This is a genomic window from Adlercreutzia sp. ZJ176, assembly GCF_011038975.1.
In the GTDB taxonomy this organism is placed as follows: domain Bacteria; phylum Actinomycetota; class Coriobacteriia; order Coriobacteriales; family Eggerthellaceae; genus CAAEEV01.
This window is the reverse complement of record NZ_JAAKEC010000009.1, coordinates 1-17,465: the sequence shown is the minus strand read 5'-3', so window position 1 is coordinate 17,465 and position 17,465 is coordinate 1. Positions and strand designations below refer to the sequence as shown.

General features: G+C 64.9%; 13 protein-coding genes and 1 tRNA gene. 9 read left to right on the top strand and 5 right to left on the bottom strand.

The features are described 5' to 3' along the window. Positions 1–365: 365 nt before the first annotated feature. From G7Y50_RS05965 to G7Y50_RS05955, 3 genes are all read right to left on the bottom strand, one after another. A complete protein-coding gene (locus tag G7Y50_RS05965; protein WP_241156591.1) occupies positions 366–1,418 on the bottom strand; it encodes a DUF5692 family protein in 1,053 nt (350 codons plus the stop codon). Positions 1,419–1,551: 133 nt separating this feature from the next. Further along, positions 1,552–2,169 (bottom strand): TetR/AcrR family transcriptional regulator, encoded by a 618-nt coding sequence (locus G7Y50_RS05960; protein WP_165056407.1) that lies wholly within the window; start codon positions 2,167–2,169, stop codon positions 1,552–1,554. Positions 2,170–2,621: 452 nt separating this feature from the next. Next, positions 2,622–3,422 (bottom strand): SDR family NAD(P)-dependent oxidoreductase, encoded by an 801-nt coding sequence (locus tag G7Y50_RS05955; protein WP_165056405.1) that lies wholly within the window; start codon positions 3,420–3,422, stop codon positions 2,622–2,624. 372 nt (positions 3,423–3,794) lie between these two features. Here G7Y50_RS05955 and G7Y50_RS05950 point away from each other — a divergent pair, with 372 nt between their 5' ends. The 3 genes from G7Y50_RS05950 (at position 3,795) to G7Y50_RS05940 (ending at position 5,994) form a co-directional block, all read left to right on the top strand. Continuing rightward, the gene (locus G7Y50_RS05950) at positions 3,795–4,121 is read left to right on the top strand and encodes a Veg family protein (protein ID WP_165056403.1); all 327 of its coding nucleotides are present in this window, start codon (positions 3,795–3,797) and stop codon (positions 4,119–4,121) included. 186 nt (positions 4,122–4,307) lie between these two features. After that, positions 4,308–4,383, top strand: a tRNA-Ala gene (locus tag G7Y50_RS05945). A gap of 399 nt (positions 4,384–4,782) precedes the next feature. After that, positions 4,783–5,994, top strand: coding sequence for an MFS transporter (locus G7Y50_RS05940; RefSeq protein WP_165056401.1), 1,212 nt, complete (start codon positions 4,783–4,785; stop codon positions 5,992–5,994). A 158-nt stretch (positions 5,995–6,152) separates the two neighbouring features. Here G7Y50_RS05940 and G7Y50_RS05935 read toward each other — a convergent pair whose 3' ends face one another. Next, complete coding sequence (locus tag G7Y50_RS05935; protein WP_165056981.1) at positions 6,153–7,619, bottom strand: PLP-dependent aminotransferase family protein; 1,467 nt, start codon at positions 7,617–7,619, stop codon at positions 6,153–6,155. A 109-nt stretch (positions 7,620–7,728) separates the two neighbouring features. Here G7Y50_RS05935 and G7Y50_RS05930 point away from each other — a divergent pair, with 109 nt between their 5' ends. The 3 genes from G7Y50_RS05930 to nrfD (G7Y50_RS05920) are packed head-to-tail and all read left to right on the top strand — an operon-like array spanning position 7,729 to position 12,050. Continuing rightward, the gene (locus G7Y50_RS05930; RefSeq protein ID WP_165056397.1) at positions 7,729–10,152 is read left to right on the top strand and encodes a molybdopterin-dependent oxidoreductase; all 2,424 of its coding nucleotides are present in this window, start codon (positions 7,729–7,731) and stop codon (positions 10,150–10,152) included. Between the two features lie 8 nt (positions 10,153–10,160). After that, positions 10,161–10,778, top strand: coding sequence for a 4Fe-4S dicluster domain-containing protein (locus G7Y50_RS05925; protein ID WP_165056979.1), 618 nt, complete (start codon positions 10,161–10,163; stop codon positions 10,776–10,778). Between the two features lie 12 nt (positions 10,779–10,790). Further along, a complete protein-coding gene (gene nrfD, locus G7Y50_RS05920; protein WP_165056392.1) occupies positions 10,791–12,050 on the top strand; it encodes an NrfD/PsrC family molybdoenzyme membrane anchor subunit in 1,260 nt (419 codons plus the stop codon). A gap of 175 nt (positions 12,051–12,225) precedes the next feature. Here the strand turns inward: nrfD (G7Y50_RS05920) and G7Y50_RS05915 are convergent, their stop codons facing one another. Continuing rightward, complete coding sequence (locus G7Y50_RS05915) at positions 12,226–13,515, bottom strand: ATP-binding protein (RefSeq protein WP_165056390.1); 1,290 nt, start codon at positions 13,513–13,515, stop codon at positions 12,226–12,228. A 226-nt stretch (positions 13,516–13,741) separates the two neighbouring features. Here G7Y50_RS05915 and G7Y50_RS05910 point away from each other — a divergent pair, with 226 nt between their 5' ends. From G7Y50_RS05910 to nrfD (G7Y50_RS05900), 3 genes are all read left to right on the top strand, one after another. Then, positions 13,742–16,177 carry a molybdopterin-dependent oxidoreductase gene (locus G7Y50_RS05910; protein WP_165056387.1) on the top strand — a complete coding sequence of 812 codons (2,436 nt, stop codon included), beginning with the start codon at positions 13,742–13,744 and terminating at the stop codon, positions 16,175–16,177. Positions 16,178–16,185: 8 nt separating this feature from the next. Further along, positions 16,186–16,803, top strand: a complete 618-nt coding sequence (locus G7Y50_RS05905; RefSeq protein WP_165056977.1) for a 4Fe-4S dicluster domain-containing protein — start codon at positions 16,186–16,188, stop codon at positions 16,801–16,803. 12 nt (positions 16,804–16,815) lie between these two features. Then, positions 16,816–17,465: NrfD/PsrC family molybdoenzyme membrane anchor subunit (gene nrfD / locus G7Y50_RS05900; RefSeq protein WP_165056975.1), on the top strand; the 650-nt coding region annotated here is incomplete at its 3' end.

Genomic DNA, 17,465 nt, shown 5'->3' with positions numbered 1-17,465 from the left:
CGTCGCCGCCTCGTCGGAAATCGCCTCAATCTGTGCGAGCTGTCCACATCCGATGCACCCAACCCTCACGTCTTGCGCATCCATTCTCCACGCCCGCTGCTCCCTTTCCCCACAACGTCTTCGAAAGAAAACCAACACCCCAGGTGAGAGCCTTGTCCAGCCCCTTCGGCGCCTGTCGGGCCGGTGTCAGAGGGCGCAGGGCCCCCGAAAACGCGGAGAGCCCGCATGGCGGGCTCTCCGAAGGGGGCGCTTGCGGTGAGCTTAGGCGCGGCCTTGCGGTGTGGCTGCTGGCGCGGCCCTGCGGTGCGCTTGGGCGCTTGCGGCGTGCTTGGGCGCGACCTTGCGGCTGTCGTGCAGCCGGCGCGCTACCGGTGCGCGGCCTCGAGGCGGGCAAGCTCCTCGGGCGTCGCCGACTTCGGGGCGGTGGCCAGCACGCGCTCGGCGGACTCGCGGCGCGCCATGGCGTGCGCGAAGTCCCTCGTGCCCACGAAGACCTCCTTGAGCCACGGGTTCACGCCGATCTTCTTCGCACGGTACAGGATGTAAGCGAGCGCAGCGACGTTGGCGGCCAGGGCCACGGCGGAGACGGCGAGGTTCACGTCGGGGTTGTTCACCGACTGCGCGGCGAAGACCGAGTCGTTCACGAACATCGGGAACAGCTGGACGAACATGCACCAGGTTGCCAGCGTGAACGCGCGGTTCTGGATCCAGCCGCCCTTGTTCCACAAGAAGCAGGCGATGGTGGGGGCGAGCAGCAGGGCGACGCCGCAGTACCAGGAGTGCGTCGGCAGGCAGTTGTAGGTGTAGCAGAAGTTCCACAGGTCGTAGGCGATGATGAAGACCCACGTCATGTCGGGCCACAGCATGTCCTTGCGGTCCTTGGAGATGTAGATGCCGAACCAGCCGGTCATGCAGGCGATGTTCAGGATGCCGGCGATGCCGTTGAGCACGTTGTGCCAGCCGCCGTAGAGCACGACGCCCTCAGAGGACACCCAGGTGGTGCCGAACGCGCGCACGGCGCTCTCGAAGTCGCTCACCACGGCGATCAGGATGTTGACGGCCACGATGACGAACGGGAAGCACTTGAACCACTGCGAGCGGCCGACCTTGGTCCACGAGTACTTCAGCATCATGAAGCCGATGCAGCCCGCGGTGGCGGCGTACACCTTCGCGTAGTGGAACCAGCTGTTCATGTCAGTGTGCGTGGGGTTTGAGAGCGCCCACTCGGCGCCCATAGCCGCGCCGACCTCCACAACGAGGCAGTACACCGTCATGGCGCCGCACAGGCCCACGAACACGGTCAGGCCGCCGGCCTTCGTGCGACGCTCGAACTCGTTCAGCAGGATGAGCGCGACGAGGACGACGATCATCCCAGCCCATTGGTATAGGGCTTGGTCGCCATATACGTCAAACAACATGAGAACCCTCCTTTAGGTTTGCGAGGCGGATCTGCCCCGCGCTTCGATTCCAGTCGTCTGGCGGCTGCAGCCGCTTTTCCGCGTCCACCCGAGCTTCGCGGTCACTTCCGAGCTCCGCAGCTGCCCGCGGCGCTCAGCGGTCCATGTGCAGCGTCTGCGCGATGAGATCCTTGAGCACCTCGTCGCTCACGTCGGGGTTGCGGCGCAGGTAGGCCGTCACCCCGATGAGCAGCACGTAGAACGTCTCGTACACGTGCGTGATGCGCACCTCGTGCAGCGCCTCGTAGTCGCGCACGGTGTGGCTCTCCATGAAGCGCGCCACGTTGTCGGCCACGCGGTTGATGAACTCGAGGTAGAGCGACGCGTTCTCCTTCGAGGCCAGCGCGATGCGGAACGGGACGTCCTCGAACAGCGCGAGCCGCAGCAGGCGCACCGCGCTGGTGAGGGCGTCCTCGATCTCGCCGACCGTGCGCTGGGCGTCCCAGTAGTGCACGGCTTCGATGAAGTCGGCGACGTACGTGTCGAGCACGGCTGACGTGACGGCTTCCTTGTTGGGGAAGTAGTGGTAGAACAGCGAGCGCGTGACGCCGACCCGCTTGGTGATGTCCTGGATCGAAGTGCGGGACAGTCCTTTCTCCTCGTACAGGCTGCGGGCGGCGTCGATGATCTCCTCACGTCGCTCGCGTACGTTTGCGCCTCTGCGCGTCGGGGGATGGGAAGCGCGTGCTGCTTCGTTTTCCTGCGAGTGCATAGGCCCTCCTTTAACGGCTGGTTTGCGCGCGTCCAGCAGCATGATGGCGCCGTGGTCCCGGCCTTCGGCGCGTTCTGCGAAGAGTTCGCACGAGCGTGTGCTCTTCGCGGGCGGCCTGGGGTTTTGCGGGCGATTCATCGTGCTGCGGTCACGATACGTCGCTTGTTGACGGATCGTCAATCGACAGATTCGGCAATTCGTCAATCAGTTTACGCAAATCGCGAAAACGTCAATGGTTTTGGGGAGATTCCGCCTCCAGACGCAGCGCGACCCGCCGACGATGGGGGCATCCGTCAGCGGGTCGCGTTAGGGGGTATCGAATTGTTGGGTCGCTCGTGGGTGCAAGCCGGCAGGTGGGCGCGGGCCTGCGAGCGCGGGCGGGTCGCATGCGGCAGCGAGCGCGGACTCCGTCACGTGCTCGCAGGCACCCGGGTGCTTGCGAGCACGGGCGCTTACGGGCGTTGGCCCATGCCGCCCTCGAGCGTGATGGTCTCGCCGCTCATGAACTTGAAGTCGGGGCTTGCGAGCTGCACCACCACACGGCCGATCTCGGTCTCCACGTTGCCGTAGTGACCCATGGGGGGCATGTGCACGTTGGCCTCGAACGCCTCGGGGTAGGCGTCCTTGAAGTTCTCAAGCGCCGCGGTCCACGCCAGCGGGCACACCACGTTCACGTTGATGCCGTCGGGGCCCCACTCGGTGGCGGCCACGCGCGACAGGCCGCGGATGCCCTCCTTGGCGGCCGCGTAGGCGCACTGGCCGAAGTTGCCGAACAGGCCCGCGCCGGAGGCGAAGTTGATGACTGAGCCCTTCGTCTCCTTCAGATGCGGGTAGCACGCCTGCATGTAGTAGAAGGTGGCGTAGAGGCCCGAGTAGATGGCCAGGTCGAACTGATCGGGGGTGTGGTCGGCGAGCGTGACGCCCGAGGCGGACGCCTGCGCGTTGTTCACGAGCACGTCGATGCGCCCGAACTTCTCGATGGCCGCGTCGACGACGCTCTGCGCGACGGCCTTGTTGTCGGCGTCGGCGTTCACGTCGGCGGCCATGATGAGGACCTGGATGCCGAACTCAGCCTCGAGGCGCTCCTTGGCGGCTTCGAGCTTCTTCACGTTGCGGCCGGTGATTACCAGGTTCGCGCCCTCCTTGGCGTAGGCCGTGGCGATGCCGTAGCCGATGGAGCCGGCCGAGCCGTCCTTGAGCGCCGCGAAGCCGGCGCCGGTGATGATGGCGGTCTTGCCTTCGAGAAATCCCATGGGGCCTCCTTGTGGACGAGCGCGCCAGGCGAGGGGTGCGCAGCGCGCGTGAGCGTGTGGGAACGAGTTCATCCTAGGCGAAGGGATGGGGTGGGGGTGAAACGAAAAGGCCAGATGCTGCGAGGGGCAGGTGGAAGGCGGCGCGAAGGCGCGCAAGCGCGCGCAAGTGCGCGCGGGCGGCGGTCAGCGGGAGGGACGCCGCGCGTCAGCAGGAGGATCGCCGCGTCGTTGCGCGCGGCGGGCGGCGCGTCAGGCCGTTCTCAACCTGTTCGAACTGCGGATAGTTGGTGCTCATCTGACGTTACCTTGACAAACGTGGTACAATGTGCAGCTGTTATCTGTATCTGCAACATACGATAGGATGTTTCGAGCATGGATTTGGCTAAGCAAGCGAAAATCGTTGACTCCATTCATGATACCCTCAACGACTTTGTTGGTCAACGACTCAAGGTCCGCGCCAACATGGGCCGCTCCAAGATCGTCGAGAGCGAAGGCGTTCTGACCCAGGTGCACCCGCAGCTGTTCATCATGGAGGTCGACCGCAAGCGCGGTCGCACGGCGCGTCAGTCCTACCAGTACGTCGACGTGCTCACCGGCATGGTCGAGCTCTCCCAGAACGGCGAGCCTCTGTTCGCTCCCTTCATCGAGGAGATCGCCGCCGAGGAGGAGGCTCCCGTCGAGGAGCGCGTGCTGATCTAGCAGGCAGCTTCCGCGAAGACGAGGCGCCCGCGCAGCCCGAGGGTTGCGCGGGCGCCTCTGCGTTTCCCCTCCTTGGAAGGCGGCGGCGTGTTCAAAATGTGAATGCAAGTTTTCCGTTGACAAAAGCGCGCTCAAGTGCCAAAATACTGCCTTGCGCATGGCGCGAAAGCGCTGCGCCGCACACGTGGGGATGTAGCTCAGCTGGGAGAGCATCACGTTCGCAACGTGGGGGTCGTGGGTTCGAATCCCATCATCTCCACCACGTATTCTCAAGCGCCTCGGACTCCGGGGCGCTTTTCGTTTTCGGAGGCCTCGCAGGGGATTCGAACCGTGAGGTCGGGCGCCGTCAAGAAAACAGCCCGGCGGGCTGTTTTTAGGCGACCGCCCGAAGGCGCTTGCGCCGAGGGCCGAGAGCGTTCGCCGAAGGCGGACGCGGGAATCCCATCATCTCCACCACGTATTCTCAAGCGCCTCGGACTCCGGGGCGCTTTTCGTTTTCGGAGGCCTCGCAGGGGATTCGAACCGTGAGGTCGGGCGCCGTCAAGAAGGTACAGGGTTAAGTTTCAAAAACTGTCCGTATTGATTTCCTCTCTCCTGCCCGTTTTGTGCCGAACAGACTTTGGGTATCAAAGAAATACCGTCATTATTTGGAGGAGAGGCTGTGGAAGACAAGGATCCCACGCGCATAGTCACGCGCGATTTCGTGCTGCTGTTCATCGGCAACTTCATCGTGGTGTCCGTCTACTTCCTGCTGATGACCACCATGGCCTACTACGCGGCGAGCTCGTTTGGCGTTGACTCATCCCTGGCGGGGCTCGCTGCCTCGGTGTTTCTGGTGGGAGGCGTGCTCGGGCGCATCTTGAGCGGCAAGTACGCGCAGGGCTTCGGGATGAAGCGCATGGCGATCGTCGCGCTCGTCGCCCAAGTGGCCATGTGCGTGCTCTACTTGGCGGACGGCCTGGGGATCGGCTTTCTCATAGCCGTGCGGTTCGTCCACGGCCTGTCGTTCAGCGTGGCGAACACCGTGATGCCGGCTTTGGCCGTGAACGCCCTGCCGCCGACGCGCATCGGCGAGGGCACGGGGTACTTCATGCTCTCGAGCTCCCTCGGCCTGGGCATCGGCCCCCTCATGTCGGTGCTGACGGCGCTGGGGTTCGACTACTCGCTTCTCTTCTATGTGTGCATTGCGCTGTCGGTCATAGCGCTTTTGGTCACCGTTCCCGTGAGGGCGTCTGATCGCCCGGAGGGGATGCATGGCTCGGAGGAGGGCGCCTCTTTCGCAGCGGAGCCGAAGCGGGGCCTTGCGTCCGTCATCGACACCTCGACTATCGCCTTCTCGATGTTCATGTTCCTGGTGGCGCTTTCGTACTCGTCGATCAACGCGTTCATCAACAGCTACGCCATCGACCTGGGCATGGGCGTGTACGCTCCGCTCGTCTTCTTGGTCTATTCGGTGACCCTGCTGATCACGCGGCTGTTCACGGGGCGCCTGCAAGACCGCTACGGCGAGAACTGCGTGCTCTACCCCTCCATTGCGTCGATGAGCGCAGGGCTGCTGCTCGCCGCGTTCGTCAGCTCTCCCGCGATGCTCCTCGCGTGCGGCGTGTTCATGGCGACGGGCTTCGGCACGTGCATGTCGGTCGGGCAGGCCGCCGCCATAAAGCTCACCGCCGGCAACGACACCTCGCGCACCATCTCAACCTTCTTCCTGCTCTGCGACGGAGGGTGCGGCATCGGCCCGTTCATATGGGGCTTCGTCCTGTCGGGCTTCGGATACCAGGGCATGTACGTCACGTGTGCCGTCGTGGCGCTCTGCGCAGTGCTGTACTATCGCGTCGTCTGCAGCCGCAAGATGCTGCGCTGCCGAGCTTGAGGGGCCCTGGCCTCCGCGTGCGCTCCACGCGCCCGATCGGCTGACAGGACCGCTAGGCAAGCGATGGCCGCCCGGCTGACAGGACCGCGAGGCCGCCCAGCGGTCGACAGCCGGGCTGTGCTCAGCCGCCGCACCCGACGGCAGGGCTGCCTGCCGGCTCAGTCGCCGAGCCAGGCGCGGCGCAGGGCCCTCACGCCCGGCTCGATGTCCTCGAACGCTATGGCGGAGAAGCCGATCATCACGCTGCTCGTGGGCGCGGTGCTGGGGAAGCGCATGCGGGCGGTGCCGTACACCTTGACGCCCTGCGCGAGCGCGGCATCGATCAGCTGCTGCTCGCTCATGCCGTTGCGCACGGTCACGTACAGGTGCATGCCCGTGTCGGTGCCCGAGATGTCCAGCACGCCGCCCATCTCGGCGCGCAGGCAGCGCAAGAGCTCGTCGTGCCGGCGGCGGTTGCCCTTCGCCGTCCTGCGCACGTGGGCGTCCCAGTGCCCCTGGGCGATGAACCGGGCGAGCGTCTCCTGGTCGAGCCACGAGACGGACGGGTGCGCGTAGTTGAACAGGTCCCAGTAGCGCTTGAGCAGCCGCGGCGGCAGCACCGCGTAGGCGATGCGCAGGCTCGGCGAGAGCACCTTCGACACGTTGCTCAGGTAGATGACCCTCCCGTAGGCGTCGAGCGACTGCAGCGACGGGACGGGGCGCGTGGCATAGCGGAACTCGTTGCAGCTGTCATCCTCGATGATGTAGGCATCGTGCTCCTCGGCCCACTTGAGCAGCCGCGTGCGCGCGTCAAGGGGCAGGAGCCTCCCGGTGGGGAACTGGTGCGAGGGGGTGCAGAACACGATCGTGGGGCAATGCCGCTCGACGGCCGCGAGGAAGGCCTCGGCGCCCTGGTCGGCAGAAAGCGGGACCAGGGAGAAGTCCTGGCGGCGCGCCACCTCGTGCACGGTGGCGTAGCCCGGGTCCTCCATGCCGACGACGTCGGTCGCGCGGTCGAAGAGCTGCATGATCATGGTGAGCGCCTCGCCCGTTCCCGCCTGCACGACGACCTGCTCGGCAGAGCAGGTGACGCCGCGCGTTCGGCAGAGCAGCCGCGCCAGCTCAACCTGCAGCGAGCCCACCTCGTCGGTGTAGGCGTAGCGGGCGAACTCGGGGGCCGTCCTGGCGTACAGGACCTCGTCGAGGAGCTGCCGCCAGGTGCGCACGGGGAAGGAGTCGGCCTGCAGGTTGGCGTAGGAGAAGTCGTAGCGCATCTCGCCGCCGCTTCGGTTCTCCGCGAAGAACGCCTCGCGGTCGCGGGTTGCGGCGAGCTTGCGCACCTCCTCCTCGCCCGACGCGCGCTCCAGCTTGAAGTAGTCGGAGTCGACGTGCTCGACGACGTACCCCGAGCGCGGCACGTTGGCGACAAGGCCCTCGGTCGCAAGCTGCAGGTAGGCTTGCTCGACGGTCGTGTGCGACACGCCCAGGTCCGACGAGAGCTTGCGGATGGAGACGAGCCGGTCGCCTTGGACGAGCCTGCCCGACATGACGGCGTCGCGGATCTGCTCGTAGATCTGCTGGTAAAGCGGTGTCTGCGCCGCCTCGTCAAGCTGCAGGAGCACCTCTGCCTTCTTCTTCGCGCTCATCTTGAACCTCACTCTGTCCGTATTTGTATTACACGAACTGTCCGTTTTTCAACGGGCAGATTCATTTTACCCTGCCAGTTGGGTGAATGACGAGAAGAGGAGGGATTCCATGAACGAAACCAAACGCAATTCACTCGCAAGCGCGATGACGATGTCGCGCCGCGGCTTCATGAAGGCCGCAGCCGTCGCGGGCGCCGTGGGCGCCGCGGCGGGCGGCATGTTCAGCGCCGGCTCCTGGTTTGCGCCGGCAGAGGCGCACGCCGAGTCGGAGGAGCGCACCTTCTACACGTTCCACCAGACGCTGTGCACCGGCAACTGCAGCTTGAAGTGCTCGACGCGCGACGGGCGCCTGTGCAAGGTGGAGCCCAACGACATGCTCGACGAGGAGTACTCGATGTGCTGCGCCCGCGGCATGTCCGAGATCCAGCACATCTACGGCGACACGCGCCTGCAGACGCCGCTGCGCCGCGCAGGCGAGCGCGGCGAAGGCTCGTTCGAGGCCATCACCTGGGACGAGGCCATGAAGGAGGTGGGCGAGAAGCTCAAGGCCACCTGGGACAAGTACGGCAAGAAGAGCGTGTACGTGTCGCTTTCCAGCGAGCCGCGCTTCGGCCTGCTCGCCGGCCTGCTCTCGGCTTCGACCTACGTCGAGCCGGGCATCGACATCGGCATCGGCAACGGTCTCGACCCCGCGACGGGCCAGAGCGGCTTCTATCCGGGCACGAACGAGACGCGCGACATGGTCAACGCGAAGTTCATCATGATCAACGGCCACAACTTCGCCGAGACGTGCATGATGCAGGCGCGCAACCTCCTCGACGCCATCGAAGCCGGCGTCGAGGTTGTGGTGATCGACCCGCACTTCTCCACCACGGCGGGCATCGCGAGCAAGTGGGTTCCCATCACGCCGGGCGCCGACGCAGCGATGTACCTGGGCATGATCAGCCACATCCTGGACAACGAGCTGTACGACGAGGAGTTCATGCGCGCACACAGCTCGATGCCCTACCTGGTGAAGGGCGACGGCTCGCTTCTGCGCTGGCATGAGGTCTCCGGCGAGGCCCCGCGCCAGATCGAGGACGAGAAGACCAAGAAGGTCAAGGAGTTCGACCCCTTCGTGGTGTGGGACGCCAAGACCAACGAGCCGAAGGTCTACGACGACGCCGCCGTCGAGCCGGCGCTCTCGGCGCCCGCGTCGAGCGGCTACGCCACGGTGTTCGACCAGCTGAAGGAGAGCCAGAAGGCATACACGCTGGACTGGGCGTCCGAGAGGACCGGCATCTCCGTTGACGATCTCGCCTACCTCGCCGAGCGCTACGCGACGAGCGGCGCCTCCACGCTGGGCCTCGGCATGGGCGGCTCGGACAAGTACAGCAACGCCGACGTGCTGGGACACGCGGTCGCCATCCTGGTGGCGCTGACCGGCAACATCGGCGGCCCGGGCAAGGCCGTGGGCAGCCTGAACGGCGGCCGCGGCTACAGCGCCTCGCTGGCCTCGTGGAAGTTCCCCGATGTCGCGATGAAGGCCAACACGCTCCCGATGTTCGCCTACGACTTCCGCACGCAGGAGAACGACGTGCACGCGGTCATCTCGGTGGGCAACACGCTGCAGCAGTTCTTCGCCAACATGAACCTCACCGAGGAGTGGCTGAAGACGCTCGACTTCGTGCTGGAGATCGACATCTACGACTGCGAGAGCGCCCGGTTCGCCGGCATCGTGCTGCCGGCGTGCACGAAGTTCGAGTGCCCCGAGGAGGTGGGCGACGTGAAGTGCGCCGCCAACCACATCATGACGGTGGGACGCGGCCTCGACCCGCTCTTCGAGAGCAAGACCGACTTCCAGATCATGCTGGAGATAGCGCGCGCGGTCGGCCTCGACGACGCCATGCCGCAGACCGCCGAGGAGTGGGTGCGCCATCAGGTGGACAACAACACGGCCAAGGCGCTCGAGGGCGTCACGCTCGACAAGCTCCAGGAGAACCACGGCCTCATGCCCCTCGCCGGCATCGAGAAGCCGCGCATCGGGTTCGCCGACCAGAAGTACAAGACCGAGTCGGGCCGCCTGGACGTGTACTACGAGAAGATGGTGAAGTGGAACCAGGCGCTTCCCACCTGGGAGGAGTGCAGCGAGATCTACGCGGACAACCCGGCTCGCTCCGAGTACCCCTACCAGATCACGCAGACGCGCAGCCGCTTCCTCATCCACTCGATGTTCTACGACGCCAAGTGGATGAGCCAGTACGTGGACGCGCACGTGGAGATGAACCCGGCCGACATGGCCAAGGAGGGCATCGCCGACCGCGACCTCGTCGAGTGCTACAACGATCGCGGCTCGTTCAAGTGCGAGGTCGTGGCCAACGAGGCGGTTCGCCCGGGGTCCGTGCGCACGACCGAGGGCGCATGGTCGCGCAACATGGATGACGGCAACATCCAGACCGTCACCAACGACTGGATGCCCGACCGTCGTGTCGACCTCATGAAGGGCGGCGTCACGCCGTTCAACGACACGCTCGTCGCGATCAGGAAAGCGTAGGTGAAGAGATGACGAAACTGGCTATCGCGATAAACACCGCACGCTGCATTGACTGCATGACGTGCTCGAACGCCTGCAAGATGCAGAACAACGTGCCGTCCGGCATGCTGTGGAACCGTGTGATCACCGAAGGGGCCGACTCCGTGAACGGCGCCGTGGGCTCCTATCCCAACCTCACGCGCACCTTCCTGCCGCTGGCCTGCCAGCACTGCGAGAACCCGGCCTGCGAGAAGGTGTGCCCGACCGGCGCCACCTACAAGGACGACAAGGGCCGCGTCGAGATCGACTACGACAAGTGCATCGGCTGCCGCATGTGCATGGCGGCCTGCCCCTACAACGCCCGCGTGTTCAACTGGGCCGAGCCCGTGCGCGATCCCGACTTCAACTACGGGGATCCGCGCGTGCCGGTTCGCCCGCGCGGCGTCATGGAGAAGTGCACGCTGTGCAAGGAGCGCACGGATGACGGCGACGTCCCCATGTGCGTAGCCTGCTGCCCGACCAAGGCGCGCGTCTTCGGCGACCTCGACGACCCGGGCTCCGAGGTGTCGAGGCTCAGGCGCGAGAAATCTGTCCGCATCCTGCTTGAAGACAAGGGCACGCGCCCGCAGGTCTTCTACGTCAGCTAGGGGGTGTCAACCATGCAAGGAAACAAGTTCGGAAGGCCCGTCCTGGGCGCGTTCGCGGCGCTCGCCGCCGTCGGCGCGGCGTGCTGGGCCTACCAGCTGGCATGCGGCCTGGCCGTGACCGGCATGTCGAACGCCAACTCGTGGGGCCTCTACATCTGCGCGTTCATGCTGTTCGTGGGCCTCTCGGCCGGCGGCCTCATCGTGGCGAGCTCGGCGCACGTGTTCGGCGTAGAGCGGTTCAAGGCCGTGGCCAAGCCCGCCGTCATCTGCTCGACGGCGTGCATCTGCGTCGCCGGCATGCTGGTGCTCGTCGACCTCGGCGGCGTCGCGCGCGTGTGGCGCATGCTGACGGGGCCCAACTTCGCGTCGCCTTTGCTGTGGGACATGGTCGTCATCACGGCCTACCTCGCCATCAACGTCCTCGACCTCGTCTGGATGCAGAGGGGCGACGAGGGGAGGGTCCGCAGGCTGTCCTACGTGGCGCTGCCGGTGGCCGTCCTCGTGCACAGCGTGACGGCGTGGATCTTCGGCCTGCAGATCGCGCGGGCCTGGTACACGGCCGTCATGGCGCCGATCTTCGTGGCCTCCGCGCTCGACTCCGGCCTCGCGCTGCTGCTGCTCGCGCTGCTGCTGCTCGACAGGGCGGGCATCTCCAGGCTCGATCCCGGCCTCATGGCGTCGCTCGCCAAGCTGCTGGCCGCGTTCGTCGCCGTGGACGCGTTCCTCATCGCGTGCGAGGTGCTCACGATGGCCTACCCGGGGGCGGGCGAGGCGGTCGCCCTCTCCGAGATGCTCTCCGGCGCCACGGCCCCGTTCTTCTGGGCCGAGGTCGTGGGCGGCCTGCTCGTGCCGTTCGCCGTGCTCGCCGCGGCCGGGAACCGCGAGAGGTGCGGCGCGGTGGCGCTCGCCAGCGCGCTCGTCGTGCTGGGCGTGGCGTGCAAGCGCGCGTGGCTGCTGCTCACGAGCTTCGTCCACCCCAACGTCTACGGCGGGCCCGGCGTCTCGTCCGGCACCCTCGCCGCGCAGCAGGACCCCGCGGCCATGTGGGCGCTGCTCGGCTCCTACGCGCCGACCCCCGTCGAGGTCCTCGTGGTCGTCGGCGTCGTGTCGGTCGGCGCGCTCGTGTTCATGGTCCTGTCGAACAAGCTGGTCGCGGGCGGTGCCGCCCCGGCCGCCAGCGCCGCCGGGGCCGACGGTTCCGGCGGGGCCGGGCGTTCTTCCGGGGCCGACAGCTCTGCCGGCGCCGTCGCCGCCGCCCCGGCCTCCGAGTAGCCCCTCCCGAGGGCGCGCCGGGGCCCCGCCCCGGCCGCGCCCCTTCCCCCTCCGGCCCCCGCGCCTCCCACCCTCCCTTGGCGCGGGGGCGCTTGCGGTTTTGGCACTGCAAGCGTGTCGTGCAATCACCTTTTGGCTCGCCGAAGGCGTGTGGCGCGTTGATGCGCCTCTTCGATCAGATATCCAGGCTGCGTGGGTCGAGGAGGAAGTCGGTGAGTCCGATGATGAGGAACCCGTCGTCGTCGTAGTGGGGCATGAGCGCATCGCGCACCACGATTATCTTCTTGAAGCCGTCCGGTATTCCCTTGAGCGAGCGCTTCTCCTGCGCTTCCTTCCCGGGGTCGTCAAGTCCTTGCGCAACTTGCAGGTAGTAGCGCCTGTGGCCCAGGTTCGCCACGAAGTCGACCTCAAGCTGCTCCCTTCTCTGCTTGCCCTCCACGGTTCGACGCTGCTCGACGACGCCCACGTCAACGGAGTAGCCGCGGGCCTTCAGCTCGTTGTAGACGACGTTCTCCATGATGCGAGGCTCGTCGAGCTGCCTGAATCCGAGGCGCGCGTTGCGCAGCCCCACGTCCTCGAAGTAGAACTTCTTCGGGCTGCCGATATAGCGCCTTCCCTTGACGCTGTAGCGCGCTGCTTCGTCTATGACGAAGGCGTCTTTGAGGTGGTTGACGTAGGAGGCGATGGTGTGGTCGCTGATCTTCGAGTGGAGCACGCTCTCAAAGGTCGCCTGCAGTTTGGCGACGCTCGTCAACGATCCGATGTTCGAGGCGAGGACGTTGACGACATCTTCCAGCTCCTGGGTCCTCTCGATCCGGTTGCGCTCGATGATGTCCTTGAAGTACGTCTCTGCGAAGAGGTTGCCCAGGTACTTCATCTTTTGCTCGGCGTCGCGCATGGACAGGGTGAGGGGCATGCCGCCGAACACGGCGTATTCGTCCCAGCCGCGGCGCGGGTCCCCGTCGTATGCCTGCATGAACTCGGCGAAGGAGAGCGGATGGACCCTCACTTCGTCGCCGCGCCCGCGGAACTCGGTCATCACGTCGGTGGAGAGCAGCTTGGAGTTGCTGCCCGTGACGTAGACGTCGACGTTGCGCTTGCGCAAAAGCCCGTTCAGCACGCCGTAGAGGCGTGGTGGATTGTCTCGGTCGCGCAGCTCGTCGTTGCTTATGGCGTATTGGACCTCGTCCAGGATGAGGTAGTGCGTGCGGGCGTCGTCCCCGATGCGCGAGCTCAGGTGCTCCGCGAGGCGCACCGGGTCGCGCAGGGCGGCGTTCGACTCGTCGTCGAGGACGACTTCGACGATGTGGGAGTCGTCGACTCCGTTGGCGCGAAGGTGGTCTTCGAACAGGTTCAGCAGCAGGTAGCTTTTCCCGCAGCGCCGAACCCCCGTGACGACCTTCACCATCCCGTTGCCCATGCGCAGGACAAGGTCGTTCAGGTACTTGCTGCGCTTTATCTCCAAGATGGCTCCTCTCGTCTGTATTTGCGAAATTATGGCATGCTTGCCACGATCTCGCAACTGAATGCGTCGAGTCGGACGGCGTGACTTGGCGCTGGTGATGCTGCCGTCTTTCGTGGGTGATTCGAAATCTACCTGCCCGTATTTGTATTGCTCAATCTGTCCGTTTTTGAGCGGGCAGAGCAAGTTTACCCTGCTCGTTGAGTGAATGAAGGGAAGAGGAGGTTTCATGAACGAGACTAAATGCGATTCACTCGCAAGTGCGACGACGATGTCGCGCCGCGGCTTCATGAAGGCCGCAGCCGCCGTGGGCGCCGTGGGCGCCGCATCAGGCGATATGTTCAGCGTTGGCTCTTGGCTTGCGCCCGTCCAGGCCCACGCCGAAGGACAATCGGAGGAAAAGACCTGCTATCTGTGCCACAACTTCCATTGCCTCGGCGGATGTGGATTGAAGGTGACGGTACGGGACGGGCGTCTCGCAAAGATCGAGCCGCGGCCCATGAAAGATGATCGGTATCGCAAGATCTGCCTGCGCGGAATCAACGAGGTTCAGCACGTCTATGCGACTGACCGGCTGCAAACTCCGCTCAGGCGCGTTGGCGAGCGGGGCGAGGGCAAATTCGAGGCAATTGGCTGGGACGAGGCTGTCAAAGAGATAGCCGACAACGTGAAGGCCGTGCAGGAGAAATACGGGACTGGCAGCCTGTATGTGAAGAAATCGGTCGAAGCGAGCCTGGGTCAGGGGTTTTCGTTCGTAGACGTGCTTCTGAACGCCGAAGGCGGCGGGCTTACGGGCCTCGACCGAGGCATCGCCAACGGCTGCGAGCCGGCGCTTCAGACGGTCAACGGCAACTCGGTCAACTCGATCTGGGAGATGAAGCACGCCTCCACCATCATCAACATCGGTGATAACCTTGCCGAGAGCGGCATCATCTGGACGCAGGCGCTGCTTGATGCACGCGAGGCGGGTGCGAAGATCATCACTTTTGACCCGCGCTTGTCGCCGACGGCGGCGAAGTCCGACCAATGGGTTCCGGTCAAGCCCGCCGAGGATGCAGCCGTCATACTGGGGATGGCTCAGCACATTATTGGGAACAAGTGGTACGACGAGGACTACATGAAGAGCTACACGTCGTATCCCTTCTTGGTTGATCGTGAGACCGGTGAGCTCGTGGGCGAGAAGACGATCGGCACGAACCGCATCGGCAAGAAGAATGCCACGATCGTTCACTCGGTCGTGTGGGACGAAGCCGCTGGTGCAGCGGTTCCGTACGACGCGGCAGGGGCGTCCCCGGCGCTTGAAGGCGAGTTCACGGTAGGTGGCCGCGCAGTGGTCACTGAGTTTACGCTGCTAAAAGAAAAGCTGAAAGAGTACACGCTTGAATGGGCGGCCGAACGGTCGGGCGTCGACGCGCAAACGATAGCGCAGCTTGCCGACGACTACGCGAATCGAGGCCCCGCCACCATCAACTGCGCCGAGGGCGGTCCTGACAAGTACGGCAACGCCGACGTGCTTGGACACGCCATCGCGGTCATCGCCTCCCTCACGGGCAACTACGGCAAGCTGGGGGCGAGCGTTGGGTTTTACAGCGCGGGTGGCGGCAGCCTGTCGGGCACGCTTACCGCCTGGCCGCTTCCGGACTGGGCGAAGCTGTCCGAGAACAAGATGCGCCTGTACGAGGTCGCGTCAAAACCCAATGACATTCATGCTGCCATCACGTTCGGCGACGCGTTCACCTTGCGCGCGGCGAACGCGAACGCCACGATCGAATGGATCAAGTCGCTCGACTTCTTCGCCATCATCGACATCTACCACTCATCTGCCGTTGACTATGCGGACATCGTCTTGCCTGCGTGCAGCAAGTTTGAGAACACGGAGGACTACAAGAACGTGCGCGTCTCGCAGAACCACGTTTACATTGCCCAGAAGTGCATCGACCCGCTGTTCGAAAGCAAGACCGATCTGGAGATCGAACGGCTCATCCTGGCGGAGTGGGGGTACGCCCAGTATCTGCCGAAAAGCTACGATGAGCTTAATCGCAAGCAGCTGTCTGGCCTCAAGGGCAATCTGGAGGGAATAACGTACGAGGACCTGATCGCCAGCGACTGCATGCTGCCGCTCAAGAACGGCGACGAGCCCGTTGAGGATCAGGTGGGCTATCACGAGCCGGTCTTCAAGACGCCGACCAAACGACTTGAGCTTTACTACGAGGACCTCGTCGACGAGGGGCAGGCGTTTCCCTCCTATGAGACGTGCGACGAGGCCTATGACGGCAACCCGCTCAAAGAGACGTATCCGCTCGTCTTCATGCAGGGAAAGACTCGCTATCGCATCCATGCGTTCTACAGTGCTTCCGAGTGGTTCCAGGAAAACTACAGCCCGTGCGTGACCATGCATCCCTCCGATGCGGCGGCTCGCGGAATCGAAGACGGCGATGACGTGCTGGTGTTTAACGATCGAGGAGACTTCGTCTGCCGAGCAGTTCTTGACGAGGGCATTCGGCCTGGTGTGCTGTTCATGGCCGAGACGACGTACAGCCAGTACTACAAGCAGGGCTTCCTGCAAAACGTCACCAACTCGAACCTCGTCGAGCGCTGCTACAAAATGAAGTTCGGTCCCCAGATACTCTACAACGACGTGCTCGTCGACGTGAAGAAGGCGTAGGTGGAACGATGACGAGACTTGCAATCGCAATCAACCTTGAGCGCTGCATAGGCTGCCAGACCTGCGCGTTCGCCTGCAAGATGCAGAACAGCGTGCCGTCCGGCATGGCCTGGAATCGCGTGATCACCGAAGGATGCGATCACGAAGATGGCTCTATGGGGACGTTTCCCCATGTAACCCGTACGTATTTGCCGCTGGCCTGCCAACACTGCGAGAACCCGGCCTGCGAGAAGGTGTGCCCGACCGGCGCCACCTACAAGGACGACAAGGGCCGCGTCGAGATCGACTACGACAAGTGCATCGGCTGCCGCATGTGCATGGCGGCCTGCCCCTACAACGCCCGCGTGTTCAACTGGGCCGAGCCCGTGCGCGATCCCGACTTCAACTACGGGGATCCGCGCGTGCCGGTTCGCCCGCGCGGCGTCATGGAGAAGTGCACGCTGTGCAAGGAGCGCACGGATGACGGCGACGTCCCCATGTGCGTAGCCTGCTGCCCGACCAAGGCGCGCGTCTTCGGCGACCTCGACGACCCGGGCTCCGAGGTGTCGAGGCTCAGGCGCGAGAAATCTGTCCGCATCCTGCTTGAAGACAAGGGCACGCGCCCGCAGGTCTTCTACGTCAGCTAGGGGGTGTCAACCATGCAAGGAAACAAGTTCGGAAGGCCCGTCCTGGGCGCGTTCGCGGCGCTCGCCGCCGTCGGCGCGGCGTGCTGGGCCTACCAGCTGGCATGCGGCCTGGCCGTGACCGGCATGTCGAACGCCAACTCGTGGGGCCTCTACATCTGCGCGTTCATGCTGTTCGTGGGCCTCTCGGCCGGCGGCCTCATCGTGGCGAGCTCGGCGCACGTGTTCGGCGTAGAGCGGTTCAAGGCCGTGGCCAAGCCCGCCGTCATCTGCTCGACGGCGTGCATCTGCGTCGCCGGCATGCTGGTGCTCGTCGACCTCGGCGGCGTCGCGCGCGTGTGGCGCATGCTGACGGGGCCCAACTTCGCGTCGCCTTTGCTGTGGGACATGGTCGTCATCACGGCCTACCTCGCCATCAACGTCCTCGACCTCGTCTGGATGCAGAGGGGCGACGAGGGGAGGGTCCGCAGGCTGTCCTACGTGGCGCTGCCGGTGGCCGTCCTCGTGCACAGCGTGACGGCGTGGATCTTCGGCCTGCAGATCGCGCGGGCCTGGTACACGGCCGTCATGGCGCCGATCTTCGTGGCCTCCGCGCTCGACTCCGGCCTCGCGCTGCTGCTGCTCGCGCTGCTGCTGCTCGACAGGGCGGGCATCTCCAGGCTCGA

Coding starts and splice junctions, on each gene's coding strand:
- G7Y50_RS05965 (WP_241156591.1), bottom strand. CDS start 1,418: ATGTTGTTTGACGTATATGGCGACCAAGCCCTATACCAATGGGCTGGG.
- G7Y50_RS05960 (WP_165056407.1), bottom strand. CDS start 2,169: ATGCACTCGCAGGAAAACGAAGCAGCACGCGCTTCCCATCCCCCGACG.
- G7Y50_RS05955 (WP_165056405.1), bottom strand. CDS start 3,422: ATGGGATTTCTCGAAGGCAAGACCGCCATCATCACCGGCGCCGGCTTC.
- G7Y50_RS05950 (WP_165056403.1), top strand. CDS start 3,795: ATGGATTTGGCTAAGCAAGCGAAAATCGTTGACTCCATTCATGATACC.
- G7Y50_RS05935 (WP_165056981.1), bottom strand. CDS start 7,619: ATGAGCGCGAAGAAGAAGGCAGAGGTGCTCCTGCAGCTTGACGAGGCG.
- G7Y50_RS05930 (WP_165056397.1), top strand. CDS start 7,729: ATGAACGAAACCAAACGCAATTCACTCGCAAGCGCGATGACGATGTCG.
- G7Y50_RS05925 (WP_165056979.1), top strand. CDS start 10,161: ATGACGAAACTGGCTATCGCGATAAACACCGCACGCTGCATTGACTGC.
- nrfD (WP_165056392.1), top strand. CDS start 10,791: ATGCAAGGAAACAAGTTCGGAAGGCCCGTCCTGGGCGCGTTCGCGGCG.
- G7Y50_RS05910 (WP_165056387.1), top strand. CDS start 13,742: ATGAACGAGACTAAATGCGATTCACTCGCAAGTGCGACGACGATGTCG.
- G7Y50_RS05905 (WP_165056977.1), top strand. CDS start 16,186: ATGACGAGACTTGCAATCGCAATCAACCTTGAGCGCTGCATAGGCTGC.